This window comes from Propionispira arboris (assembly GCF_900109225.1).
In the GTDB taxonomy this organism is placed as follows: Bacteria; Bacillota; Negativicutes; order Selenomonadales; family Selenomonadaceae; genus Propionispira; species Propionispira arboris.
In genome coordinates this window covers 16,285-40,623 of sequence record NZ_FNZK01000013.1, presented here as the reverse complement: position 1 = coordinate 40,623, position 24,339 = coordinate 16,285, and the positions used below count along the sequence as shown (strand labels likewise).

21 protein-coding genes and 1 tRNA gene are annotated in these 24,339 nt (G+C 37.5%); 12 read left to right on the top strand and 10 right to left on the bottom strand.

Annotated elements, in window-relative coordinates; translation table 11 throughout:
* Positions 1-87 precede the first annotated feature (87 nt).
* From BMY14_RS12835 to BMY14_RS12825, 3 genes are all read left to right on the top strand, one after another.
* Complete coding sequence (locus tag BMY14_RS12835) at positions 88-2,052, top strand: methyl-accepting chemotaxis protein (protein WP_091832474.1); 1,965 nt, start codon at positions 88-90, stop codon at positions 2,050-2,052.
* A gap of 297 nt (positions 2,053-2,349) precedes the next feature.
* Complete coding sequence (gene dtd, locus BMY14_RS12830) at positions 2,350-2,793, top strand: D-aminoacyl-tRNA deacylase (RefSeq protein ID WP_091832471.1); 444 nt, start codon at positions 2,350-2,352, stop codon at positions 2,791-2,793.
* A gap of 42 nt (positions 2,794-2,835) precedes the next feature.
* Entirely contained in the window at positions 2,836-3,198 is a 363-nt protein-coding gene (locus BMY14_RS12825) for an MmcQ/YjbR family DNA-binding protein (protein ID WP_245741409.1), read from the top strand.
* 73 nt (positions 3,199-3,271) lie between these two features.
* Here the strand turns inward: BMY14_RS12825 and BMY14_RS12820 are convergent, their stop codons facing one another.
* The 3 genes from BMY14_RS12820 to ppsA form a co-directional block, all read right to left on the bottom strand.
* The gene (locus tag BMY14_RS12820) at positions 3,272-4,072 is read right to left on the bottom strand and encodes a pyruvate, water dikinase regulatory protein (protein WP_218144905.1); all 801 of its coding nucleotides are present in this window, start codon (positions 4,070-4,072) and stop codon (positions 3,272-3,274) included.
* A gap of 23 nt (positions 4,073-4,095) precedes the next feature.
* Positions 4,096-4,746 carry a transcriptional regulator CcpN gene (gene ccpN / locus BMY14_RS12815; protein ID WP_091832462.1) on the bottom strand — a complete coding sequence of 217 codons (651 nt, stop codon included), beginning with the start codon at positions 4,744-4,746 and terminating at the stop codon, positions 4,096-4,098.
* 134 nt (positions 4,747-4,880) lie between these two features.
* A complete protein-coding gene (ppsA, locus tag BMY14_RS12810; protein WP_091832460.1) occupies positions 4,881-7,271 on the bottom strand; it encodes a phosphoenolpyruvate synthase in 2,391 nt (796 codons plus the stop codon).
* A 171-nt stretch (positions 7,272-7,442) separates the two neighbouring features.
* On the opposite strand from ppsA, the gene BMY14_RS12805 reads away from it, so the two are divergent.
* Together BMY14_RS12805 and BMY14_RS12800 are read left to right on the top strand one after the other, a co-directional pair.
* Positions 7,443-7,519 (top strand) — tRNA-Pro (locus BMY14_RS12805).
* Positions 7,520-7,814: 295 nt separating this feature from the next.
* The gene (locus BMY14_RS12800) at positions 7,815-8,384 is read left to right on the top strand and encodes a class I SAM-dependent methyltransferase (RefSeq protein WP_177177590.1); all 570 of its coding nucleotides are present in this window, start codon (positions 7,815-7,817) and stop codon (positions 8,382-8,384) included.
* Positions 8,385-8,880: 496 nt separating this feature from the next.
* Here the strand turns inward: BMY14_RS12800 and BMY14_RS12795 are convergent, their stop codons facing one another.
* On the bottom strand, positions 8,881-9,174 hold the full coding sequence (locus BMY14_RS12795; protein ID WP_091832454.1) for a hypothetical protein: 294 nt from the start codon (positions 9,172-9,174) through the stop codon (positions 8,881-8,883).
* Positions 9,175-9,421: 247 nt separating this feature from the next.
* Between BMY14_RS12795 and BMY14_RS12790 the strand changes: the two genes are divergently transcribed.
* Positions 9,422-9,637, top strand: coding sequence for a hypothetical protein (locus BMY14_RS12790; protein WP_019553658.1), 216 nt, complete (start codon positions 9,422-9,424; stop codon positions 9,635-9,637).
* Positions 9,638-9,701: 64 nt separating this feature from the next.
* On the opposite strand, the gene BMY14_RS12785 is transcribed toward BMY14_RS12790, so the two are convergent.
* Positions 9,702-9,917, bottom strand: a complete 216-nt coding sequence (locus tag BMY14_RS12785) for a hypothetical protein (protein ID WP_091832451.1) — start codon at positions 9,915-9,917, stop codon at positions 9,702-9,704.
* Between the two features lie 466 nt (positions 9,918-10,383).
* Here BMY14_RS12785 and BMY14_RS12780 point away from each other — a divergent pair, with 466 nt between their 5' ends.
* Both BMY14_RS12780 and BMY14_RS12775 read left to right on the top strand, forming a co-directional pair.
* Positions 10,384-10,803, top strand: coding sequence for a DJ-1/PfpI family protein (locus tag BMY14_RS12780; protein ID WP_091832448.1), 420 nt, complete (start codon positions 10,384-10,386; stop codon positions 10,801-10,803).
* Positions 10,763-11,059, top strand: a complete 297-nt coding sequence (locus BMY14_RS12775; RefSeq protein ID WP_143063174.1) for a type 1 glutamine amidotransferase family protein — start codon at positions 10,763-10,765, stop codon at positions 11,057-11,059. Before BMY14_RS12780 ends, BMY14_RS12775 begins: the two co-directional genes overlap by 41 nt.
* 181 nt (positions 11,060-11,240) lie before the next feature.
* Here the strand turns inward: BMY14_RS12775 and BMY14_RS12770 are convergent, their stop codons facing one another.
* The 4 genes from BMY14_RS12770 to BMY14_RS12755 are packed head-to-tail and all read right to left on the bottom strand — an operon-like array spanning position 11,241 to position 15,912.
* Positions 11,241-12,437: an HDOD domain-containing protein gene (locus BMY14_RS12770; protein WP_091832443.1), complete on the bottom strand. Its 1,197-nt coding sequence runs from the start codon at positions 12,435-12,437 to the stop codon at positions 11,241-11,243.
* A complete protein-coding gene (locus BMY14_RS12765; RefSeq protein ID WP_091832440.1) occupies positions 12,427-13,737 on the bottom strand; it encodes a hybrid sensor histidine kinase/response regulator in 1,311 nt (436 codons plus the stop codon). Before BMY14_RS12765 ends, BMY14_RS12770 begins: the two co-directional genes overlap by 11 nt.
* Positions 13,734-14,771: a sensor histidine kinase gene (locus BMY14_RS12760; RefSeq protein ID WP_091832437.1), complete on the bottom strand. Its 1,038-nt coding sequence runs from the start codon at positions 14,769-14,771 to the stop codon at positions 13,734-13,736. The genes BMY14_RS12765 and BMY14_RS12760 overlap by 4 nt, the downstream gene beginning before the upstream one ends.
* Before the next feature lie 4 nt (positions 14,772-14,775).
* On the bottom strand, positions 14,776-15,912 hold the full coding sequence (locus tag BMY14_RS12755; RefSeq protein WP_177177589.1) for an FIST signal transduction protein: 1,137 nt from the start codon (positions 15,910-15,912) through the stop codon (positions 14,776-14,778).
* Positions 15,913-16,190: 278 nt separating this feature from the next.
* Between BMY14_RS12755 and BMY14_RS12750 the strand changes: the two genes are divergently transcribed.
* The 4 genes from BMY14_RS12750 (at position 16,191) to BMY14_RS20595 (ending at position 18,326) form a co-directional block, all read left to right on the top strand.
* Entirely contained in the window at positions 16,191-17,234 is a 1,044-nt protein-coding gene (locus BMY14_RS12750) for a response regulator (protein ID WP_091832432.1), read from the top strand.
* Positions 17,235-17,464: 230 nt separating this feature from the next.
* Positions 17,465-17,746: a type II toxin-antitoxin system Phd/YefM family antitoxin gene (locus BMY14_RS12745; RefSeq protein WP_091832429.1), complete on the top strand. Its 282-nt coding sequence runs from the start codon at positions 17,465-17,467 to the stop codon at positions 17,744-17,746.
* The gene (locus tag BMY14_RS12740) at positions 17,743-18,054 is read left to right on the top strand and encodes a type II toxin-antitoxin system RelE/ParE family toxin (protein WP_091832426.1); all 312 of its coding nucleotides are present in this window, start codon (positions 17,743-17,745) and stop codon (positions 18,052-18,054) included. Before BMY14_RS12745 ends, BMY14_RS12740 begins: the two co-directional genes overlap by 4 nt.
* 113 nt (positions 18,055-18,167) lie before the next feature.
* Positions 18,168-18,326 carry a hypothetical protein gene (locus tag BMY14_RS20595; RefSeq protein ID WP_177177588.1) on the top strand — a complete coding sequence of 53 codons (159 nt, stop codon included), beginning with the start codon at positions 18,168-18,170 and terminating at the stop codon, positions 18,324-18,326.
* A gap of 631 nt (positions 18,327-18,957) precedes the next feature.
* On the opposite strand, the gene BMY14_RS12735 is transcribed toward BMY14_RS20595, so the two are convergent.
* On the bottom strand, positions 18,958-24,258 hold the full coding sequence (locus BMY14_RS12735; RefSeq protein WP_091832423.1) for an NACHT domain-containing protein: 5,301 nt from the start codon (positions 24,256-24,258) through the stop codon (positions 18,958-18,960).
* Positions 24,259-24,339 lie beyond the last annotated feature (81 nt).

Sequence of the window (24,339 nt, the reverse complement as noted above, 5' to 3'; positions counted from 1 at the left end):
TGGCAGTACGGATAAGAGTTGGCAATTTTTTTGTTAAAAATTAAAAACATATAGGATGCTTTATTTTTATGAGAGAGAGGCTTCAGTATGAAAAATACGTTGCAAATTCGTTTGACAATTTTGATAGCAGTCTTTTCTTTTTTTGCTGCATTGGTAGTGGGGAGTGTAAGTACATATATGAATGCTGCTGCTACCACGCAAAACATATTTAGCAGTAATGAAAATATTACGGGTCAAATTTCCAAAGAAATTGAACAGTTTGTCAGTAGTGATAAAACTTTAATAGAAACGTTGGCATTATCGCCGACAGCTTATTCAATGGATGCAGCTAAGTTTCGTGAAATGATTGTTGTGGCTCAAAAAAAGAGTCCGGAATTTGAAACTATGTATGTGATGAATCAAAGTGGTATGCAAATTGCGAAAACTACGAATAGCTCATTGAATAATAAAGCAGATAAGGATTACTTTATAAATGCGATTCAAGGGCAGACCTATATAACAAATTCTTATATTTCTCAATTAACGAATGCACCAACGATTACGATTTCTACCCCTATTAAGGATGTGAATGGGAATATTGTCGGTGTATTGGCAGGCGATGTTAGCTTGAAATCAATTGGGGAACTTGCTCAAAAAATTGTAATTGGTAAAACAGGGTATATAGATGTTGTTGACCAAAAGGGAGTGCTTTTGGCACATCGTGATGAGGAAAAGGTGAAAAACCAGGAAAGCATTGCGACCGAAGCGTATGCACAAGCAGTAATAAATGGAAAATCGGGTGTACAAGAAGGCCTGTCTTCGATTGGTATTTCATCATTAATTGCCTATGCTCCCATCAACAATTATAATTGGGGGGTAATTTCCTATCTGCCTAAAAGTGAAATTAATAGTGTGATTTATCACAGTGTAATGGTTATGGCAATTTTAGTATTTTTAGTCTTGCTAATTGCGGTCGCAGCAGCTATATTTACAGCCAAAGGTATAGCACGGCCACTGAATGATCTTGTTAATGGGGCTGTTAAAATTGCTGAAGGTGATTTAAATCAAAAAATTCAAGTGACTGGCGTGGAAGAAGTTAATCAACTTGCTGTATCGCTGGAGCGGATGCGTCAAGATTTGCGACATATTATTCAAGGGATAATGAGTTCGTCCGATCAAGTGTCAGCCGCCTCGGAAGAACTTACTGCTACGACAGAGCAGTCAACACAGGCAATTGGCTTATTGGCTGATACGATTACTGAATTAGCACACGGTGCTGATAAACAGGTAAACACAATCGAAAAGGCATCCGCTGTTGTAGAACGAATGTCAGCAGGAATAGAGGAAGTGTCTGCCAATGCCACAACGATGACAACTATTTCTGAGCAGGCAGCGACGTCGGCAAGTGGTGGTGGAAAATCGGTAAACGCGGTTATGTCACAGATGAATACGATCGAAGAAACTGTCGAAACTTCAGCTCGAGCTGTTAGTAAGCTTGGGGAGCGTTCACAAATGATTGGGCAGATTGTGGAAACCATATCTGGTATTGCTGGGCAGACAAATTTGTTGGCGCTGAATGCGGCAATTGAGGCCGCACGTGCTGGAGAACAAGGCCGGGGCTTTGCTGTAGTGGCTGAAGAAGTACGCAAATTAGCGGAACAATCCCAAGAAGCGGCCAAGCAAATAGCAGAATTGATTATTGAAGTGCAAAATGAGACTGAAAAAGCGGTGGAGGCCATGAATAATGGCACACGGGAAGTTAAGATTGGTAGCGAAGTAGTAGATACCGCAGGAAAAGCATTTACTGAAATTGTGGGGCTTGTAGAGCGTGTTTCTATGCAGGTTAAGGGTATTTCATCCGCTATGCAGGAAATGGCAAATGAGAGTGAAACGATTGTAAATTCGGTATGCGATATTGACCGTATTAGCAAAGCTGCTGCCGGACATACGCAAACTGTATCGGCTACAACAGAAGAACAGTCGGCATCTATGCAGGAAATTTCGAATGCTAGTCAATCTTTAGTAAAAATGGCTGAGGGATTACAAGATGCCGTTAAACGATTTAAACTATAGTTTACAAAAAGAAAACTGTGTTTTTTTCAATCGGTAATCTTAGAGTAAAAAAAAGAAAGTTGTTCTTTTTAAAAATATAAAAATAGCCGCTGTTGGTATATATTCGTTTTACAAGTATAAACCAACAGTGACTATTTTTTTCTTATTTATTTTAGGGATTATTTAAAAGGCGAAGTGTAAAAAAACATATAATTACTTCATGTAAAAATATAAAATCTGTTATACTATACAGAGAATTGTCAGAAGTAAATAGCTTAAAGCGTGGCAATGAAATTATGACATAAAGGGGAAATAAACGTGCGTGCAGTAGTTACAAGAGTCCAAGAAGCATCTGTTGTTATTGATGGAATTGTTAATGGACAAATTAAACAAGGATTTTTAATTTTATTAGGAATTGCGCCAGAAGATACAGAAAAAGAGGTCATTAAGCTGGCAGATAAAATTTGTGGCACAAGGGTTTTTGAAGATGAAAATGGTAAAATGAATTTGAATCTTGAAACTGTGGGCGGCGAACTTTTGATTGTTTCGCAGTTTACGCTTTTTGCTGATTTAAAGAGTAGAAGACCTGGATTTTCTGCGGCTGCTAAACCGAGTATTGCCATTCCGTTATATGAACAATTTATAAAAGAATGTCAAAGCAAAGGTTTTCATGTTGAACATGGTGAATTTGGTGCAGATATGAAAGTATCGTCAATAAATGATGGTCCTGTTACACTTTTGTTTGATACGGATCATTTGTAAATTTTAGACTACTGTTAAAGTATGTTTGAGAAAGGTGAGAATATGCAATCATCTAAAGTTTTTTATACATATTGCTTGACGAAACTGGGCGCTGTGGAGGATTATCCTTTTGGCCCGGATGTAATTGTTTTTAAGATTGGTGCTAAAATGTTTGCACTTATGGCTCGGAGAAATAATCAAAATGTTCTTTCATTAAAATGTGATATAGACTATTCATCGATACTACGTCAACAGTATGCAAGTATTACGCCCGGATACCATTTAAATAAGCGATGCTGGAATACATTAATTCTGGATGGCAGTATTCCGGAAAAAGAGATTATAGCCTTGATCGATCATTCTTATAATTTGGTTTTTAAATCACTTTCCCGTAAGGTGAAGGCAGAATATGTTACGGATTTTTAAAATCAAAAATTTTTCAGTAAATAGCAAAGGGCAAACAGGTTTATGCTGTTTGCCCTTTGCTATTTATGTACAATTAGTTTAGTTTTCGTTCTTCGGCAAATTTGGCATAATGCTCTAAGATCATATGAGCTGTTTCTTCAATCGCACGATTTGAAACGTTAATTACTAAACAATGCATTTGATGCATGATAGATTTTGAATATTCGATTTCTTCGGAGATGCAAGCTATTTTCGCATAGCTTGCATCAGACATTAAACCAATTGCCTTTAGGCGCTCCGTACGAATTTCATTGAGTTTACCTGGATCGACAATTAAACCGACAATTTTATGCGGCGGTACGCGAAATAATTCCTCAGGTGGTGTGATCCCCGGAATCAAGGGTACGTTAGCTACTTTAAGGCGTTTATGTGCCAAATACATGCTGAGTGGTGTTTTTGAAGTTCGTGATACACCGATTAAGACGATGTCAGCCTTGCGTAAACCCAAAGGACTTTTGCCGTCATCATATTTTACGGCAAATTCAATTGCTTCAATTCGTTTAAAATATTCTTGATTGAGTGAATGCATTAATCCGGGTTGGTTCTTTGGTTCAAGCCCGGAAAGTTTTTGTACTGCCTGCAGCATGGGTCCTAAGATATCTATCGTTTCGACATTATATTTTTGAGCGAGTCGATTGAAAGCCTCACGTAGATTTGGCGAAACGAGGGTATGACAAGTTAAGGCTTTTTGTGTGGAAACTTCTTGCAGTGTACTATCAATTTGCTCCACGGAATCGATATAGGGAACACGTACGATGTCAAAATTCCCCAAACCAAATTGACTAACAGTTGCTCGCACAACAGTTTCAGCTGTTTCACCAATTGAATCAGATATGACATAAATAACAGGTAATGCAGCTATGATAAATCACTCCTTTTTCCTTCGGCTAGATCAACGAGGACTCGTGTCAGATTTGTTTTGGTCAAGCGTCCGACAATTTTATAAGCTCGCCCACCTTCTGGTAAAAGTCGGACAACAGGCAGTGAATCCACTTCGTTTTCAATGATTTTTCGGGCGGCTGAAACAACCGATTCATCGGATGTGGTTACGATCAGTTTTGCCAGCGGTGTCATGACCATTTTGACAGGTATTTTTGCTAAATCGTCACCAGGACCAAGCGCGGCTTTCAATAAATCTTTACGTGATACAACGCCTGTTAAAACTCCTTGTCCTTCGACAATAAAAACACTGCCTACATCTTCTAGAAACATAGTAACAACAGCATCATAAGCGTTTGCTGTTGCTGGGAGGACGACTGGTACGGATTGAATTTCATGTACTTTAATAGTATTTAATTCTTCAGTAAAAAAAGATAGTAAACTTTTTCCAGTATAAAAATAGCCTACTTTGGAACGTGAGTCGAGTAAGCCACTCATAACCAAAATTGCCAGATCTGCACGTAATGCAGCACGGGTGACATGGGTTCGTTCTGCGATTTGTTCTCCGGTCACGGGACCTTCGTTTTTAGCAATTTCAACAATTGTCCGCTGCCTTTCTGTTAATGAAATGTTTAGCCACTCCTTTCATACGGGAATTTCCTGTAAGTACTTTTATCATAACATATTTTGCTGAAAAGTTCTCAAAAACCCGTTGCAAAGTAAATCTCTGGCAACGGGCGTGATGAGTTTATAAAATTATTGTTTTACCAAGTATAATCTTCTTTATCAATACGACCTCGTCCCGTGAGTGATTCAAGCATAATGCGCTGCTCGAGCTGGGCAACATTTTTCTTGGTTTGGCCAACCATGTCAGGATTGACCGAAATGGAATCAATGCCGCTGTGAATTAAAAATTCTGTAAAATCAGGATATACGCTGGGTGCCTGACCACAAAGCGAAACGGTTTTTCCATCTTTGTGAGCTGTATCAATCAGATGACGGATGGCACGCTTAACGGCTAAATTACGTTCATCAAATAGATGTGAAATCGTATCGTTGTCACGATCACAGCCCAATATTAGCATTGTAAGATCATTTGATCCGATCGAATATCCATCGACGAATTGATTAAATTGATCGGCAAGGATGATGTTGGCCGGGATTTCCGCCATCAGCCATACTTTGAAATCAGGACCTCGTTGCAATCCTTCTGCAGCCATGAGGGCTGTGACTTTTCTAGCCTCTTCGACAGAACGGCAAAACGGAATCATCACATGCAAGTTTGTTAGACCATATTCTTCACGTACTTTTTTTATTGCTTTGATTTCCAGCTTAAAAGCCTCCGTATACTTTGGGTCGTAATAGCGGGAAGCACCCCTCCAACCGAGTAAGGCACTTGGTTCGTGTGGCTCATACTTGTCACCGCCTTTTAGGTCACGATATTCACTGGATTTGAAGTCACTAAACCGCAATGTTACAGGGCGGAGCGACATAGCCTGACAAACCTTCTGCATTCCTTCGGCAAGTTTATCAATCGCTTCTTGCGCCCGACCGTCTTCAATCATATATAAGGGATGCTCATGAATATATGTAGTCCAGATAAATTCTTCTCGCATCAGACCAATACCATCACAAGGGAGTGTACTGTATTTTTCGGCTAAATCGGGGTCGCCGAGGTTCATATAGATTTTAGTTCCAGTAACGGGAAATGTTTCTGACTGTGTAACATTTTGCTGCACCGTTTTTTCATTTTGTTCATCTGGTTTTATTAAGTTACCGGCATAAACAATGCCATGAGCTGCATCAACTGTGATGACGGTATTGTTTTTTATGCCTAGTGTACCGGCAATGCCACAGCTTTTTGTGCCAACAACGCAAGGAATACCAAGTTCTCGACTGACGATCGATGCGTGGCAAGTCATACCACCGGCATCGGTAACAATTGCCTTCGCTTTTTTCATGACAGGAACCCAATCGGGGGCGGTCATTTCAGTGACGAGAATTTCGCCATCTTTAAACTGATCAATCATCGATGGATTGCAAATTACGCGGGCAATACCCGATATAAGTCCGGGACTTGCTGGCATGCCTTTGACCAGTACTTCACGTTTTTTATTGTTTGATTCTAGTTCTTTTGCTGTTTTTTGTATCGTTTCTTTATTTCGCCATGACCAAACAGTTTCAGGTCTGGCCTGCAAAATCCACAATTGATTTGTTCGTTCATCTATTCCCCATTCAATATCCATATAACAGCCATAGTGCTTTTCAATCGACAATGCATATTCAGCTAACTCACATACCTGCTTGGGCGTAAGAACAGCAGCATCAATTAAATCAGTAGGAACAAGTTTTTCTTCGCAGCCGCCATCCGGCATGCGGACGAATTGAATTTTTTTCTCGTTAATCGTATGTTTGTCAATTCGTAATGTTTTTTTATCAATCAGATAACTATCGGGGGTAACCATACCTTGAACAACATATTCGCCAAGTCCCCAGGCAGCTTCAATTAATATATGAGTATCATCGCCAGTGGCTACATTTACCGTAAACATAACACCAGCCGCTTTTGAAAAAACCATCATTTGAATGACAGCACTCAAGGCCACGTCTAAATGATCAAAACCTTGTTTTGTTCGATAATATACGGCGCGATCCGTAAAAGTTGAAGCATAACATTCTTTCACTTTCGTTATAACATCCTCGGCACCACAAACATTCAAATATGTTTCCTGCTGACCGGCAAAACTTGCATCAGGTAAATCTTCGGCGGTTGCACTAGAACGTACTGCCACAAAAGGGGTGGTCTCACCTTTTTTTTCGCCTAGGTCATGATAAGCATTGCGGATAGCCTCAGCGATATCTGCTGGCATTTCTTCCGCCATAATTGCAGTTCGAATTTTTTGGCTGATCTGGCGGAGCTGCGGGCCATTTTCTACATCCGTTAATTGATTTAAAAGCTCGGATATTTTTTTATTTAAGCCACTTTTTTTCATGAAATAACGATAAGCATATGCCGTGGTGGCAAAGCCATAGGGAACCGGTACAGCTGTTTGCGAGGTCATTTCACCGAGTGAAGCAGATTTTCCTCCGACAACATCCACATCGTTTCGATTAATTGTTTCAAACCAAAGTAACAAAGCATTTTTCTTTTCCATGAGATCCCTCCATTATTTAAAGTATATGCTAATTAAACTATTTATTTCTATTAGTATACACTAATAGAAATAAATAGCAATACATTTTAAACATTCATTTTATATTTTATAAAAGTATATTCCTAAATTACAAGGTAAATGCTATAATAAAAAAGTATTTTGCTTGTCGTTCGGGGCGTAGCCCAGTTTGGTAGAGCGCTACCTTGGGGTGGTAGAGGTCGTGGGTTCGAATCCCGCCGCTCCGACCAGTAAATTCAAGTCTTTCAAGCCACTGCTTGGAAGACTTTTTGTCTAATTGCACCTTACAGAAAATAAACGATACCTGCAATGCTAGTTTTATGATGGGGTACCAGTTTCTTAGCTGATCATGAACTAGTGCTGCGCATGACGTTGACCCTCCATATTCGGTGAGCATAGATAGTAGGAGTTTTATATCTGCATGATGCATTTTGGTTTATATGCGTGAAATGTGAATGTTTTGTAATTGAGTTTGTTGGTCGCTAAATTAAAATGTTGTTATTACCCTTTATAGAGGTGGTGTTTATGAATAAATGGGACGATTATTATATAAGAACAAAAGATAATGATCCAAACTATATTTTACACTTAGCATTATCTAAAGTTAACCTTAAAACAGGACATGCAATTGATTTAGGATGTGGAAATGGCGCAGATACAGCTTTACTTATAGAAAGGGGATGGACGGTTACGTCAATAGACTTTCAAGAAAAAGCCCTAAAAAATACATATGAACGTATTTTGCCAGAAAACCGATATAATTTAACACTTATCAAAAAGAAGTTTGAAGATGTAGAGTTACCAAAAGCAGATTTGGTTATTGCAAACGATAGTTTATCATTTTGTACACCTAAACAATTCCCCACTTTGTGGAATAAAATTAGAGATGCAATAAATTCTGAGGGACGATTTGCAGGCAATTTTTTCAGTAAAAGGAATGGCCTAGTCAGTAATCAGCACTCATTTTTTGAGTCAGATGAAATAAAAGAAATGTTTAAAGGTTTTAAAACGGAAATGTTTTTTGAAAAATATGAAGAGGGGCCTACTTCAAGTGGAGAATTATGGAATATTTTTTATGTCGTTGCTAAAAAATAAAGGACACTTCTCTTTGCATGTGAGAAGTGTCCTTTATTTTTGCCAAAACTGCATTAGTGTATGAAATCCGTAAAATGTTGGTGAGACCCGAATGTAGAAAAACGGTACTATTGATAATGTCACTGCTAAAGACATAAATTAATAATAAAAACTACTTTTTTATTATTGATACAGTTGTCGAGGATTCGAATCCCGCTGCTCTGACCAGATAAATAATAATAATTTTAAAGCTTTGTCTTTTTCGTACATGTTAGCAAGAGTATACTCTTCGTATATATAATTCTTTTTTATGCAAATAAAAAATCGCACAGGAAAACCTGTGCGATTTAAAAGGAGTTAAAATTGAAACTTTGGAGTCCAGAAACATAAGATTAATAGATGTGGATTACTAATCTCAAGTTTTATAATAAAGCATTTTTGTGACAATTTGATGACAAAATTGTGAAAATATAAAAACCATTGGAAAGGATTCATCCAATGGCTTTGGTTAATTGTATCAGTGATGCACAAGTATCTTACAGTTTTTTGCTGTTGCGAAATATTTGCAGTCCGCAGTCCAGGTTGATGGCTCAGGGTTTATTTCTTCTGGCACAGTCAGTGTATGGACAGTAACCTCTAAAGATTTTTTGAAATCCATAGGATCATTTTGATCTTTCGTGTGTTCTGTAATGCTGACACCTACTGTTTGTCCTTGATAGTGACCACTTTCAGGAATCATAACAAAATGACCGAGAGTTTTTCCGACACGCGTGTACATAAAAGATTCACTAATTTTACCTTGCAATTCCATCAAAACATCTCCTCATAAATTTTGTTGGACTCTGTGGGTTCAAATCCATTTTTAGTTTAGTCCGCATAGGGTACAATGTCAATGGACAATTATTCCAAAATTTGTATTTAACTGTTAGACTGAGTTTAGTACTGATTTTGAAAAGGCGCAAATCATATCTGAATAAAAGAATTATAGTTTTTAGAGGAAAAAACATAGTTATAGCGAAATATTTTATTATTAGTAATTATTAAGAGGAGATGGTCATATGGTTCAGGGCTATGTTGAATTGTATACGAATATACAGGATTTTGAACAGTATTTACTGACAGGCTCTTGCATTGCTACGATAGATCAAACTAAAGTTGAGAAATATAAAATAATTGTTCCCCGAGAGTATGTTCAGACGACTCTTATGGATACGAATCATGGATATGGTATGAAGCCGGGAGTAATTGTAGATCTTAATATAAAAGTTGAATGAAAAAATTAAAATATTTCTATAGAGTGACTTTATATTTTAAAATACAGTAAAACAAAATCTTTTGTTACTTTATAAAGGAATCTATAATTTGCTTAATGCTGGCTTCTTTTTGCTTTATAGGTAAATTATTTAGTTGCAGAGCGAGTTCAGGGGAGAGTTTTGCATGCTTAAACAATTCTTTTAAGAGGAATTGTTTCCTGTTTTCATCTAATTGGCTTATTTGAACTGTCATATTGTCCAGACTGTTTAATAAAGCTTGATTTGGTTCGTTTAAGTTCATAATTACATTCCTTCTCTCACCCTAAAGGATAGGGTGAGTTTTTATTTTTGTAGTAAAAAACATTGGAAATACGAAATCAAATAGTTGTAGGTTAAATGACCTAATCACTGCAAATGAAAATCAAGAGAGTTAAGACATTATCAGATCGTATCACTTTCTGAGTGGAACTATGATACTATAAAATAGTATATGCTTTTATTCTTGGATTTATATTTTCCACTTGCGTGAGATATAGAAGGCATACTTAAAATTATTCTAACGAAATGAATTGAATTAATAATAGGAATATAATCCTATAATAGCACATTGCTTTTTTTTTGTCATTTTATTTAATACAATTAATAGATGGTTGAACGCAGATTTTATATGGTGAAGAAGTTAGATTTCTTAGGAGTAATAAGCATTTTGTAAACGAAAGTTTCAAGGCTATAAAATTCTTATTGAGATTAAATACGACTGGTCGTATATGATAAAGAAAAAAGTGTTAATGGTAGTTACAAATGTTGATTCAATGAATGGGGTAAATGCTACAAGTTTATGGCTGGAAGAATTTTCTATACCATATATTGAATTTACAAATGCAGGTTATGAAATTACGGTTGCCAGTCCGTTGAGTGGAAAAAGCCCATTGAATCCAAATAGTCTGGTTGAAGAAATTCCCGCTGTTTGGCAGTCACTAACGGGAATTCTTGAAGCTACGGAAAAATTATCCGATGCTGTTAAAGATGAATATCAAGCCTTGGTTATTCCAGGTGGGCATGGTCCAATGTTTGATCTGGCAACCGATGAGCTTTTGGCTAGCACATTAAAAGATTTTATGGAGAAAATAAACTTATTGTCGCTGTATGTCATGGTCGGCAGCACTGGTTCGGGCAGTTTTAGCTGATGGGACATCCATTTTGGCTGGTAAAAAAGTTACAGGTTTTAGTAATAAAGAAGAAATTATCGTACAATTGGATAAATTAGTGCCATTTTTATTGGAAGATCAATTGAAAAAGATAAGAGCAAGTTGTAGCAGAAAAGATATGTGGCAGGAATATGTAGTTGTGGATGGCAATTTAATTACTGGGCAAAATCTACAATCTAGTACCTTGTTTGCGAAAACGATCGTTAAAGAGTTAAACGCTAAGCGAAACGTATGATAAAAAATTCTAGATAATTGCATATATACAAAAGAAGCATCTTGTATTTTAGAAGGATGCTTCTTTTTGTATATCTTTATGATGAAATTGTTTTTTGTTGATGAAGCCGAAATGACGGAAAAATGAACTTTAGATGCCCGGTTTTCGATTGTAAATTAGGGAGAACACGCTTGAAATCATTTTAATAAAATTTGTTTGATACCAATAAGAGTGCTTCTTCTAATTGGCTTTGACGGATACCTAAGGCATCGAAAACATTGGGATCAAGTGTGTCTGATAATTGGTTTCCAACGAAGGTATTGGCATAATGCTGCGCTATATTTACGGCATAGATTAATTCATGATTAATAATTCCGGTGGCAAAAGGGGTATGATGATACAATGCTACCTCAACAATTGGATAGGGAATTTCCCACCATTTTAATAAGTAACCACCTGCTTGCTGATGCGTAACATTTATGGAATCAAGTTCAATCTTTAATAAATCACATTCATTTTTTTCAATATTGCGAAAAATTTCAATATATTTTTCTGGGAAAATTTTAAAGAAAAGAGCCATGCCGATATTGTGCAGTAACCCTGCCGAAGATTCAATTTCCGAGAGCTTTTTATCCAATAAGTTTTTATAAATAATATTTAAAATTTGGCTGCAGATAAAAGCGTGATTCCATATTATTTCCAAATAAGCTGCATACATGTCTTTTCTGCTAAATGAATCAACGATAGAGGTCGCTAATACGATATTTTTTGTAGTTGATAATCCAAGGAAGGCGATGGTCTGTTTTATATTACCGGTTTTGACTTCATAAAAAGCCGAATTAATGATATGGAGAAGTTTTGTTGCTATGGCAGGGTCTTTTTCAATGACACTGGCAATTTTTCCTACATCTGCATTATTGTCAAACAAATTCATGATTTGATGATAGCTGTTTTTTACTGTGGGCAAATCATCTGTGTTATGAATTAACTTAATTAAGTTATCATCACATAGAATGTTTTCCGTCTCAAATATTTGATTAACTACTTGCAGCAGAGCGTTATTATCCCAGGGTTTCATAATATAAAGTTTTGCAAGGTTTTTTTGTAGTGCATTAAGAATCGTGTTTTTTTCGGAATAACCACTTAAAATAATTCTTAAAACATGGGGATGCGTTTCCTGAATTTTTTGTAAAAGTTCAAAGCCATCCATTACGGGCATGCGCATATCTGTAATGACTAAATCGATTTGTTCCTTTGCGAGAATAGCTAAAGCTGCTTTGCCGCTGTCTGCGGTAAAAAGTTCGTAATCTGTATCCATAAAGAGGCGGGTCAGTGATTTTAGAATTTGTAGTTCATCATCGACAAATAAAATTTTTTTATCTGTATGATTACTTTGCATGGGAGGATTCACTTCCGTTCGTAGGTAATTTTATGGTAAAAGAAGTTCCTTTAGCAATCTCACTTGTTACATAAAATTCACCTCCGTGCTTTTTAACAATATCATAAGCAACGCTAAGACCAAGACCAACTCCATTCCCAACATCTTTTGTTGTAAAAAAGGGATCAAAGATTCGACTAAGATGCTCATCTTTAATACCGGAGCCGGTATCACTTATTTGACAAATCACATAGTCTTCAGAACTATAGGTTTTTATTATGATTTTCCCCAGGCTGTTTGAATTCAGATTTTTTATTGCATAGATAGCATTTTGCAAAATGTTTAGAATGACTTGCCCAATTTGACCTTTATTACATAATAGATATAGTTGATCTTGCATTTGTCGGTCAATTTCGGCAACACTTTGTGCTTCGTTTTTTACGATCAACAAGCCTTCTTCGATGATTTGGTTTAGGTCATTATATACCATTTCATTTTCTATACCGGTTTTTGCTAATGTTTGTATACTTTGTACGATTTTTGTTATGTGATTTGCTCCCTCGCTGGATTCGGAAAGTATTGTAGTTAGGTCATCAAGGACGAAATTGATTTTTTCTTGTTGTTCTATATCGTCAATAATAGCTTTTTCTTGCATCAGTTTTTCTGGGGTTATATTTTCTTTTGCACAAGCCTGCACGAATTTTCTGTAAATAAAGATCATGTTTTTGATTTTTTGAGTATAACGCTTTAGTGTAGCAAGATTGCTGGATATAAAGCCAATCGGAGTATTAATCTCGTGGGTAATCCCTGCGGCAATTTCACCAAGAGAGGCAAGTTTTTCTTTTTGTACCAAATTAAACTGAGTTTCTTTTAGCTCCTGTGTTATCACATGAAGTTTTTGGTATTGTTTTGTTATGGTAGCGTTCATCTCAATTAAGGAAAGAATATTTTTTCTGGCTTTTACGGAAGCTTTTATTCTTGCTATAAATTCTGTGAAGTCAATGGGTTTATTGATATAATCATTGGCACCGTTTTCAAAACATAATTTAAAACTTGTTTTATCTTTGATTCCGGTAAACATGATGATTTGGACATCGTCATATTCTTTTTTTGTTCGAATGTTTTTTAAAATGTCAATTCCAGTTATATTTGGCATAATAATGTCCAGTAGAATAATGTCGATATTATATTCTTCTAATTTTTTAAGTACCGTTTCTGGGGTACTGCATAAAAAGACTTGGCTATCGAGGATGTTTTCTTTGATGAGATCTTGTGCCATTATTAAATTAAACTTTTCGTCGTCTACAACGAGTATATTCATATTGGGACCTCACTCTTATGATGAATGGGCAAACGAAGGATAAATGTAGTTCCTTTCCCTTCTTCGCTTTCAATTTTAATTTCACCTGCATGTTTATTTACGATAATATCATAAGCAATGCTTAAACCAAGTCCGGTACCTGTTCCTACTGGTTTTGTCGTAAAAAAGGGAGTGAAGATAGAATCAAGATTTTCTTTTGATATCCCAATCCCGTTGTCAGTGATTGAGCAATACACAGAATCATTTTTCTCAAAAGTTTTTAAAGTGATAATACCTTTATTTGAAGTATCTTTGATGGCATGAACAGCATTTATGATAAGATTTAGCAGTACTTGATTAATTGATCCACCAGCAGCTTCGATATGAGGAATATCCCCTGGTTTTTCCACTACCGTCGCAACGTACTTAATTTCATTATTGGCAACAGCAAGGGTATCAATAATGCCTTTATTTAAATCATAATCTTCAAATTCAGAAGTACTGCTTCTGGCAAACCCGAGGAGACTCTTCACGATTTTTTCTATTCGATTAAGTCCTGTAATGGATTCACCGATAATATCTTCGATGTCATTCGAGATAATATTGATCTTATTTTTCTTTTGAGAAGTTCGGATGGTATTTAAGATATTCAGCACATTATCAGTAGGTTCTGTTTGTAGGGTGCTCTCAATATGATTCAACGTATCAAGGAAATCTTTGATTTTATATAAATATTTTTGTAAAGTATCCAGGTTGCTTTGTGTATATCCAAGTGGATTATTGATTTCATGTGCAATTCCCGCTGAAAGTTGCCCGATTCCGGCCATTTTTTCTTGCTGGATAAGCTGACTTTGCAACATTCGTATTTTTTCCATACTTTCATTGTATTCTTTAGAGCTAATGTCTATACTGCGTTCTAATAATGAACGATCTTTATCTTGCGTTATATAGGCTTGATTTACAGCTGAAATAAAGGATTGGAGTTCAGCTGTAAACTCAATATTATCTAAATGGTTTTTGATTTGCCTTTTCAAAAGGCGATGTAAATTATCCATTATATTAAACCTCCGTAATTAAAGTAATCGTCATTGTTTGGTTATGTAGTTCACATATTGCATTCTTATCAGGTGACGAAATTTCACCATAAGAATAGAAGCCTGTAAAAATGGTATCCATTTTTAAAACATTTCTAGTTGCATCAATTTCTTCACTTGTTAGTTGATCCAGAACTAGTTTCCTGCCAACACAACTTACCAGAATGGCAAGGTTAGCACTATTTAAACCAAGCGATGTAAGGCTTATTTGAGCTGCCTGTCGTGCTCCATCGATAAGATTGTCAGGAGAGGATCTCATTAATTTTGAATAATACCCTTCGGGTACATCACCAGAAAATATTAGGGCATTTTGGCTTTCATCAACTCGCTGAATTGTGCGAATAAAAGTACGGCGGTGATCCTTTGACCGAACCATAAGTGGGAAGTATAGCCCGGCAGCTGGCAGCTCTGCGGCGTAGTCTCCTAAATATTCTTTATATAAAGTTAGTGCGGGTTTGTCATCCAGTTCATATAAAATATTATTTTTGGATTTTGTAATGATACGCTCAATTCCGAAAGGAGACCATCCTCCGATAGAAGCATAGCCAAAATGCACGTGCTTGCCGTAAAATCCGATTGCAACAAGACGATTTTGTTTTGGATAATCATTTGCAATAATGTATGTTTCTTTATAAAGAGTTCCGTCGCCAGCTAGACCTCCTGATAAAGTGACATTTTCCGGCATGCTGGTGATTAACCCTTCAACAAGTTTACTGCCATTAATATTTATTCCTTCTGAAATAATAAAAACATGTTTTAAATCATCAATATCGAATTTTGCAACTAAAGCAGCAGCAGCTTCAAAATATTTATCATTTTCAATAGTCAGTGAAGAAAATTGTACTTTGGTCTTTTCCATATAAACGGCAGTAGCAGATACCGTGTTTTCAGTCGCTACATTGTTGTATATTTCTCCAGCAGTAGTTCCACCGATTAAATAGGCTGTTGGATATAAATCTCGTAATTCGTCATAAATGTGATTGTTTAATAAAAGTTTTTTTGCACCAAAAATTAGAACAAATTGTGCTTTATCTCTTAATGCATTGGCCGTACTTTTTTGCCTATTTCCTGCACTGTCATATAATAGTTGTTCAATTTGCATGATATATTCCTCCATTATCAAAAATGATAAGCATTTTGCCTTTGTATTTTACTGCAAATGGTTTTTAAAAAATTACCGAGATGATATAGTTTATCCTTTCGGTATAGGTGTGTTAATTCCTGCTGCAATATCCAGGGCTTAATGATGTTGTACGAAAATAAATCCGTCAGAAGAAAGGATACGTGGTTAAATTGTCGAATTCTAGATGTTAGAAACAAAGGCATTATTTCTGATAACCTGAAAGTAAAGGGGATTTTTTAGAACTGAGGTGACAAGAGATGAACCCAAATAAAGTGTTATTTGTTGATGATGAGTCTAATGTTTTAAGTGCAATCAGAAGAGTTGTGCAGGATGAAAAATATATGCCTTTTTTTGCAGGAAGTGGTGCGGAAGCACTCACTATTATGGAAGATAATGAGTTTTCTGTTATTGTAACGGATATGCGTATGCCTGTCATGGATGGGTTGACGCTATTAAAGATTGTAAAGGAACAATACCCAAGAACGGTTCGTGTCGTTTTATCAGGGTTTACGCAATTATCTCAAATGCTTGTAACAATAAATCAAGGAGAAATCTTTAAATTTATTACCAAGCCTTGGACTGCTAGTGATGAATTACTTCCTGTTATTCAGCAGGCAATCGATTACTATAATCTTCAAATTGAAAGAGATACATTGACTGATAATCTGGCTGCGAAAAATATTGCGTATCAAAATATATTCAAGGCGATGGAAGAAAAAAAAGCACAAGAAAAAAGCGAACTCCGTCATTTGTATAAAATCAGTGTATTGTTGTTTTCTTTGTGGAAAAAAAATATTGCAATAGTCGCTGATAAATCAGCGGATCAACAAATAAGGCAGGATGAGATAATCCATATAGCCGAGGTAATTTATTTAACGTACTTAAACCAATTGCCGACTATAATTAATAGTCGGACTTCCTCTGCATTGATTAGTGAAATTATTACAAATTGTGACAATCATTTAGTAATCAATAACATATCAAAAGAGGAACTAAAAACAAAAGGAAACCACAATTATTTAGTAATGATGTTTAAAATATTATGGCACATCTTACCTGAAAAACAGGAGAAAATTAATTGCAATTTAGTTCAAAACAAACAATCCGACGGGCGGGTAAAATTGGATTTTTCTATTGATCTAAAAGACTATATATTTGCTCCGCACGATGAAAATCAGCTAAAAATAGCGTGTGCTTTATTCAATAAGATAGGTGCTTTTTACAATATGGGTGTTTCACTTGAATACGTAGAAAAAGAATTAAGTTGTGTTCATATAAATTGGGAAATAAGTGAAGTTTGATCTTTTTGTGAGACGTAAAAGAACGTTTAAAAAGGCTTAGCGGAAAACCGCTAAGCCTTAACTTTCGTATGTAATTTGAAAATATGGTGGAGACGAAGCAACCCCAACAGTAGCCACAAAATGAAATACCTTGGATATCCAAAAAAATTTATTGTATAGAACAAAATATTATTTATGTACCAAATATCTTAATCGTGATATAATATGACTATATTAAGGAGGCGATATATATGGGGATTGCAACAATTCGACCATCGGCTGATTTACGGAATCATTACAATGATATATCAAAAATTTGTCATGAAACGAGAGAGACGGTTGTCATTACTGTGAATGGTAGAGAAGATACGGCTGTGCTCAGTTTTCATGAATATCAACAAATGAGGGCAGAACTTGAACTTTTACGTACTTTGGCCGAAGCCGAAGAAGATGTGACAGCAGGTCGTGTGGCACCGATGAAAGAAAGCTTTACTACGCTAAAAGCATCAATTCGCGAGGAATATAAGAAATGAAATATGTTTTGATTCGTACAGATAAAGCTGACGATCAATTGTCGGATATCATCCATTATATTGCAGTGGATTCTGGAGATGTAAATATTGCGTTAGCATATCTCGATAAAATTGAGGCGGCAGTAATGCAATTAGCAGATTTTCCTTATAAAGGTGTACAACCTAGGTACAGCATTTTGCGGCGACAGGGATATCGAATATTGATCGTAGAACGGCATTTGATATTTTACAAGGTGAATGAAGCAGAAAAAACGGTTTGTGTTTATGCTATTGTAGATGGGCGAAGAGAATATCGCGGTTTAATTTGAAGAGGATTGGACTCGAAATCAAGTGTGGTTAATAGACAACGTGGGTTTGAAATCCACACACTCTGCCAGATAATTCAAGGCTTCAGTGGCTTGCACGGGGTCTTTTTTAGTGATTGAAAACAGATGGCTGGCAACAAAAGAGCCGCAGCTCACATTTTGAGCGTGCGGCTTTTCTGTTAATCAAAAATGGCATCGGCAATTGTATTGGTGTGTTTTCGCTCCAATGGCTTGGTTACATGGGAGTAGATATTGGCGGTTATGGCGATATTTGAATGATTGAGGAATTAGGAGATTACCTTGAGGGCTAAGTTGTTTGCTAACGCTATGGTTGCATAGGTATGGCGAAGGCCATGAATAGTGAATCTTGGTGATGAAAAGTTCTTCAAGAACTTTACTGAATCGATGAGTAATGTAGTTTTGGGAATATGTATCGCCGTTTTCTTTGCAACAGATAAAATCGCTGTCCGGTGTGGAGCTATGCAGGATATTCGGCAAGCGTGATGACGAATGCGTATCGAAGTGAATTTCTAATGAAAATTGATTAAACAGTAGACCAAGGTGAACTTTACGATTTGCGTGAAGTTCATTTTAATTTCGAAAAGTAATTTTTCATTTTTTCAAAAATCTATGTTTAATGTCGGATTTTATTCGGTAACTTATTCCGATTTCAGTGGAACTTTAAGACTATGCTGGCAAGGTGGTTTGTTCTGGAAATTCAGTATTTATGCTGGGTAAGATCGGCTAAGAGGACTAGAGAAAGTTCGGATAGGGGTGATATGCAAAAACGAAATAGATAGAACTGGAGAAAAAAGATTTTTAATGGTCAATTTCTGAATGCGGGAAAAATTTAGACGGCGAACGATATGGATAGAAGTAAAATCGATATATTTATTCAGGAATAAGCTATTGTGAAATACGAACATCTCTGAATGCTTCACTTGACTGTAAAGCAGCACTTCTCCGATCCCCAAGATTAACAAGTATATCAAGTATTCGTAGCATTTTTTGTGCAAGCTGTGGCTCAAGTGGATACCGCCTATCGGCATAAATCTGGATAAGTCCGGCAATGCGCGCAGGGAGTGTAGTCCCTCGCCACCCCGGTAAATGATTTATGTCCAAAAAAGCCAGAAGCTGATCAGCAAAAAGTTCCACCGGATAACAAGGTCCACAACGTTCACATAAAGTCAAGAATGCGCTGGCAACAGTAGAGGCCCATCCTGTATTTCGTACAAACTTATCTATAATTGGTAAAACAAGATGTATTTCTTCCCATCTGCCATTAGCAAATCGCGCAGCACCATCTGCATTTTCCACCGAAATAAAAAACAGGTCGCGTACAATGTAGGGCAGGTCAGATCCATATAGAACCCCATCTTTATACCCGTTTTTTTTGAATGTATGGTCTAAAAGTAAACGATCAACACAGATATCAAGAATTTGAATAGCATTGGTCCCAACTATTTTCGTATCAAGTATATATATGCACGTGAATGTGGTGATAAACGGGGCAAGAAAGCTGGCACATAGCTCATCTTCTTGTACTAAAATAGGATTTAGAAATCGTGTCCGAACTACATTCGTATCTAAATAACCAGAAATATTTGCAAGCAATCGAGAAAGTTCTCGTTTCCACGCAAAGAGCGCTGTCTTTTTCCTATCTTTCTTTTGAGAAGCATCGTTCTGCCAAGAAGGATTAATCTTTTCAAATGTCCATGAGAGAAAACTATCGCAAAGGCACATAAATTGCGCTCGCCGAGCTGGATCAAGCATAATCTTTTCAATAGGTACCAGTTTTAATACTTTAGGAGCATAATCCCAACGCCAAAACCGATCTGGTTCATGCCAAGTTTGAGCACTAGCGAACAGTTTTCCAAAAACGTTCTTTTTGGTCGCCGTTTGGACCCATGGTTGCGGGGGAGGAGTCAAATCTATATAGGTTTGGTTCCCCCAATACCCCTCTAAAGCTTTATTGACGGATTGTTGACGGCTTTTTTCGTCTTCCATTGAATCATAGCCATAAGCCGAACGTACGCCACGACGTGAACCGATGGAGAGCCGCAGTCCAAGATCAAGAGCCGCCCAAGCCAATCGATTATCTACATTCCAGCAATCAAAAGCACCTTTCAATGCCTCAAGCGAAATGCATTCAAGCGGATGCCCCGCAAGTACCAGCAGCTTTTCCTTAGAAACCGGATCTGAATATTGCTGAATTTCTGCGGTCAATGCACGTGCAACAAAAATGCATGGGTGCCAGGGCAAGATCGCTCTGGATGAATGAACAGTATGTTCTATTTCTGGAGTATCGTAGGCTCGCGCAATAACTTCAGAAGCCCATAATGTGTTTTCCGGATCTTCTCGATTAAAGCATAAAATTGCTGCTGCGACACCGGCTACACTGCCTAAAATTTTAGTATTGTCTGATGTACGACTGCTAAAAAGGTCAGGACGATCGAACTCTTTCGCAATTTGAAAAACTTCTGCTAATCCCATATCACAACACAGAGAATTTTTTTCAAAAGTTTTGTGAACCCAATTCCACAACGTTAGTTCACGCATGTTTTCTGCTTGGTGGGTCAACTTAGCCTGCATTTCAGGTGTTTCAAGCTTCGGGTTTTCTAGCTGTACTATGACCGAGCTTTCGTCCCCCGCATTCGGTCTCATCTTATAGTTTCCTTGTTTGCCCCATTCCGCCCAAATTTCGGCAGTGGAAAGAAACTCCTTTACACGTGATTGGGATGCTTTTTCTTCCTCATAGGCAAACGGTAAATCTACTGGAAAGCGGACCAAAGCTTCGCGCGTAGTTTGTCGAATATCTTCATCCTGATTCCATATAAATAATGGTGTTAAGTCGCGCAATGACATTCTGCGGCACTTTCGACCATTTGCTGCTTTAACTGCCTCGAAATGTAATTTATCTGCATTTTCTTGCCCAGTTATTTTAGTGAAACCGATAAGATTGGATGGAATGTTAGGATGTTCTTCTAATTGCCGACGAAGATCAATATGCCATAATCTTTGGCATGCTAAAATAGCCAACGTTGTTTTGGATACGTGTTGCGTCTCTAAAATGATCGCAATGGCAATTCCAAGTACTGAGCAAGATTGATGCCCCTGTATAACGTCGTGTAATACGCTATCAACATCACGGCCTTCTTCGATTTCTTGAAAGGCCCAGTTTTCCAGCGCCATAAGAGCGCACTGCACCACTTCGGGACCAGACCAACCTCTAAACCATCCATATTCTGGACAATCTCCCCAAAAGGTCTGTTGCCCCCAAGAAAACTCAATTACCACGGGAATAGGAGTTCCACGGTTTTCGTGACTTAATTTATGTAATTGCAACCATGCAGTCATCACATGGTTTAAAAGATCTCGAATTAATTCCAACGCTTGTTGTGATGAGGAATTGAAAAGTGAATTAAAGGGCTCACGCAAAGGAGAAGGAGGGGAAAAAACTTGGTGGTCTCGACCAACAGATAAATGATTCCAATCATGAGAAGACAACGTCGTTTGACTAAACGGCATGCTATGCCGTTCTGTCTTCCATCGCTTCTGAATATCCTCGGGTAGCTCTTCCTTAAGCTCCGCACATGTTAGCTCTGCAAGTATATTTGGTAATTGTTCAGCAAGAATAACTGAAAAATCAATGACATCAGGAAATATTTCGTTACGAATTCGTTCTTTTAATATTGCGCGTTCAAGGTATGCTTTCACTATTGCTGATGCTGTTCGGGTTGAACGTAAAACCAGCCTTCGTAGGGATGTTTCAAGATTTTTCAGATTATCGTGATCCAATTCACGCCACTTTTCGAGATTGTAGCTCCGCTCTTCGGGATGAAGCTTGTCTTCAATATCAATAAGCCAATCTAAACATTTTTTTACAATCCTATCAGATAAAACATTCTGATAGTTTGCGAAGGCATTCTGCCAAACTTCGAATACAGAAATAATATCGGGGATTACCGTACAAGGGAAATAATCTACTTGTTCAAGCGTCCACATTATAAGGCGGCGCCATGTCGAAAAATCAGAAGGCCAGCCAAGTATATCAGCAATTCGAATTATTTCAGATGAAGGTAATTCTGTAGAAATTAACTGACCATTCAACACAAGTTTATTAGGAACGGTCTTTTCTGCCTGAAACCAGACAAACAGACTGCGAAGTCGTCGATAATTATCTTGAGAAATTGCTTTCTCAAAGGTTGTTATAGAGTCCTTAAAATCCGGCATGCCAAAAGGTCCTAACAACCAAGCCCTTTGCCATTGTGACCGCAATACAGATACTTCGATTCTCATAAGATGTGCAAGCCACTCCTGTTCGGAAGGGAAAAATGACTGTGATAATAGTTCAACTACACGCCCTAAAATCGGAGGCTCTCCTGCATCTATCAGTGCATCAATCCAGTTCTCATCCTTACGCCTTAAAAGATAGAATTCTGACCACTCAAAAAAAATGTCATGTGCAAACTTACAGGCAATACCTTTTTTCATTTCGCGAATTATCCCATCATTAATTAAGTTATGCAGTATTTCTGTCGTGCTAATACTCAACTCGGAGTATAAAATTTTCAAGCCAAACCTGCGCGCGCTTACTCTTGCTAATTCCTCCAATGCATGTTGTCGCTTAAAAATTTCTTGGGATTCAGAGTGATAACCACCACCATCCCACCACGCCTCAATTAAGTTTACTTCAGATTGTGGCACAAAACTAGTTTGCATGGTGGCAGCAGAAATTCCCCGAGCTAGTACGTATGCGAAAAAAGGTCGCCTGGCAATTTCTTTAACTCGTCCTGCAGCAAAGAGCAACGCTCTAAGTTCAGGCTTGGCAATAGCAAGTATTTTCGCTTCATCATCATTTAATGGCTCAACAGTAACCGTACCAACCCCTCCGTTACTAAATAGTTTAGCTGGAAGCCAATTCCGAAGAGGTTCAATACCTACATCGCGAGATGTTACCACAAAACGCCAACAAGACAGTACCGGCGAATTTATAATTGTATTAACTAGATCTAGAACGATCTTTCGGTGTGTTGGCTGTATACGATCAATACCATCAATAAAGAGAGTAGGTGTACCTGTTACTGCGATTTCAGACAACAAAATTTCTGTGTTTTGTGTTGTTAAACCAATACTATTTGCGAATGTAGCCCAACTATTTCCATTGAGTCGATCCGATTTTAAAAACAGTACTGTCCCATCATCTAATTTGGATTGAACGATTTCTTTTAATAAAACTGACTTGCCTGTGCCTGGTAGTCCTTTTATCTGTATAAATCGGTGAGAAGCTAGTAGGGAGTTTATTTCCTCCAACAAACTGCGTCGCGCTACATGAAAATCATCAATCTCGGATGTGATGTCTTCAAGCCATAAATGAGTTAACTGAGTAAGTAGATCAAGAGCAGCTTTCATTGAGGAAGCACCTGTAAAACGATACTCACCTGCGAGCTTTGCCAAGAGGCTAAGGCGACTGAATTCCTCTGAGCGTCCTGCTCCTTCACGAGAAAGAATAACCAGACGAACCCACAGGTCAGAGGCCCGGCTTTGCTCACTAATTGCCAGAGTATGTCGAAGCTGTTTAATGGCTTCGACGGGAGCAGTTGCCTCGTCATGCAAAAAGTCAAACTTTATTAAAACAAAATGTTTGAGAAAGCAATACAGATCGCAATCCGTAACAGATTGTCCTGCATACTCATTAAGAAGTGTTCGAAACACCTCTACGATACGCAAATGATTTGAGCCTGCATTTCCATTCTCGTTAAATCTCTGGAAAAAAGTTTGATAAGTTAAACTAGCCCGTGCAAAATCACAAACGCTATATAAATCTCGCCAAGAAGCTTCCGAAATAGTACCAACCGCTGCTCCATAACGGTCGATGTTTTCACGAAATCCTTCTTTTAGTAGTGTTGCCCAGGAATTTTTAACGATTTCTCTAAAGTCAGTGTTCGAAGCGGCAATGCTGACGGTAAGACTACGTTTCACTTGCAGACTCAATCGCCCTAGTTCCCCACTATTTGAGTGTGCATCAACAATTATGTCATCTAGTGGCTCACCAAAAGCCGCTTGTTGGAGGGCAACCCGACTAACAATTCGATTATGCAATGCCGGGGCAGTATCTTCTTCAAGCAAAGCTGCCATGTAAAAAGCAGCAACGGCAGCTTCAAAGCTAAAGCCCGCTCCCCCGGTAAGTTCAGCAGATTGTGTCATTTTATCAAACTCCTTATAGGTTCATAAATAGATCTTTCTCAGACGAATCGAATGGAAAAAAGGTAATATAACAACTATTAG

Coding starts and splice junctions, on each gene's coding strand:
- BMY14_RS12750 (WP_091832432.1), top strand. CDS start 16,191: ATGAACCCAAATAAAGTGTTATTTGTTGATGATGAGTCTAATGTTTTA.
- BMY14_RS12740 (WP_091832426.1), top strand. CDS start 17,743: ATGAAATATGTTTTGATTCGTACAGATAAAGCTGACGATCAATTGTCG.
- BMY14_RS12835 (WP_091832474.1), top strand. CDS start 88: ATGAAAAATACGTTGCAAATTCGTTTGACAATTTTGATAGCAGTCTTT.
- BMY14_RS12785 (WP_091832451.1), bottom strand. CDS start 9,917: ATGAACTTAAACGAACCAAATCAAGCTTTATTAAACAGTCTGGACAAT.
- BMY14_RS12795 (WP_091832454.1), bottom strand. CDS start 9,174: ATGGAATTGCAAGGTAAAATTAGTGAATCTTTTATGTACACGCGTGTC.
- BMY14_RS12790 (WP_019553658.1), top strand. CDS start 9,422: ATGGTTCAGGGCTATGTTGAATTGTATACGAATATACAGGATTTTGAA.
- BMY14_RS12760 (WP_091832437.1), bottom strand. CDS start 14,771: ATGGATAATTTACATCGCCTTTTGAAAAGGCAAATCAAAAACCATTTA.
- BMY14_RS12775 (WP_143063174.1), top strand. CDS start 10,763: ATGTCATGGTCGGCAGCACTGGTTCGGGCAGTTTTAGCTGATGGGACA.
- BMY14_RS12735 (WP_091832423.1), bottom strand. CDS start 24,258: ATGACACAATCTGCTGAACTTACCGGGGGAGCGGGCTTTAGCTTTGAA.
- ppsA (WP_091832460.1), bottom strand. CDS start 7,271: ATGGAAAAGAAAAATGCTTTGTTACTTTGGTTTGAAACAATTAATCGA.
- BMY14_RS12800 (WP_177177590.1), top strand. CDS start 7,815: ATGAATAAATGGGACGATTATTATATAAGAACAAAAGATAATGATCCA.
- BMY14_RS12745 (WP_091832429.1), top strand. CDS start 17,465: ATGGGGATTGCAACAATTCGACCATCGGCTGATTTACGGAATCATTAC.
- BMY14_RS12825 (WP_245741409.1), top strand. CDS start 2,836: ATGCAATCATCTAAAGTTTTTTATACATATTGCTTGACGAAACTGGGC.
- BMY14_RS12770 (WP_091832443.1), bottom strand. CDS start 12,437: ATGCAAAGTAATCATACAGATAAAAAAATTTTATTTGTCGATGATGAA.
- BMY14_RS12765 (WP_091832440.1), bottom strand. CDS start 13,737: ATGAATATACTCGTTGTAGACGACGAAAAGTTTAATTTAATAATGGCA.
- BMY14_RS12780 (WP_091832448.1), top strand. CDS start 10,384: ATGATAAAGAAAAAAGTGTTAATGGTAGTTACAAATGTTGATTCAATG.
- BMY14_RS12755 (WP_177177589.1), bottom strand. CDS start 15,912: ATGCAAATTGAACAACTATTATATGACAGTGCAGGAAATAGGCAAAAA.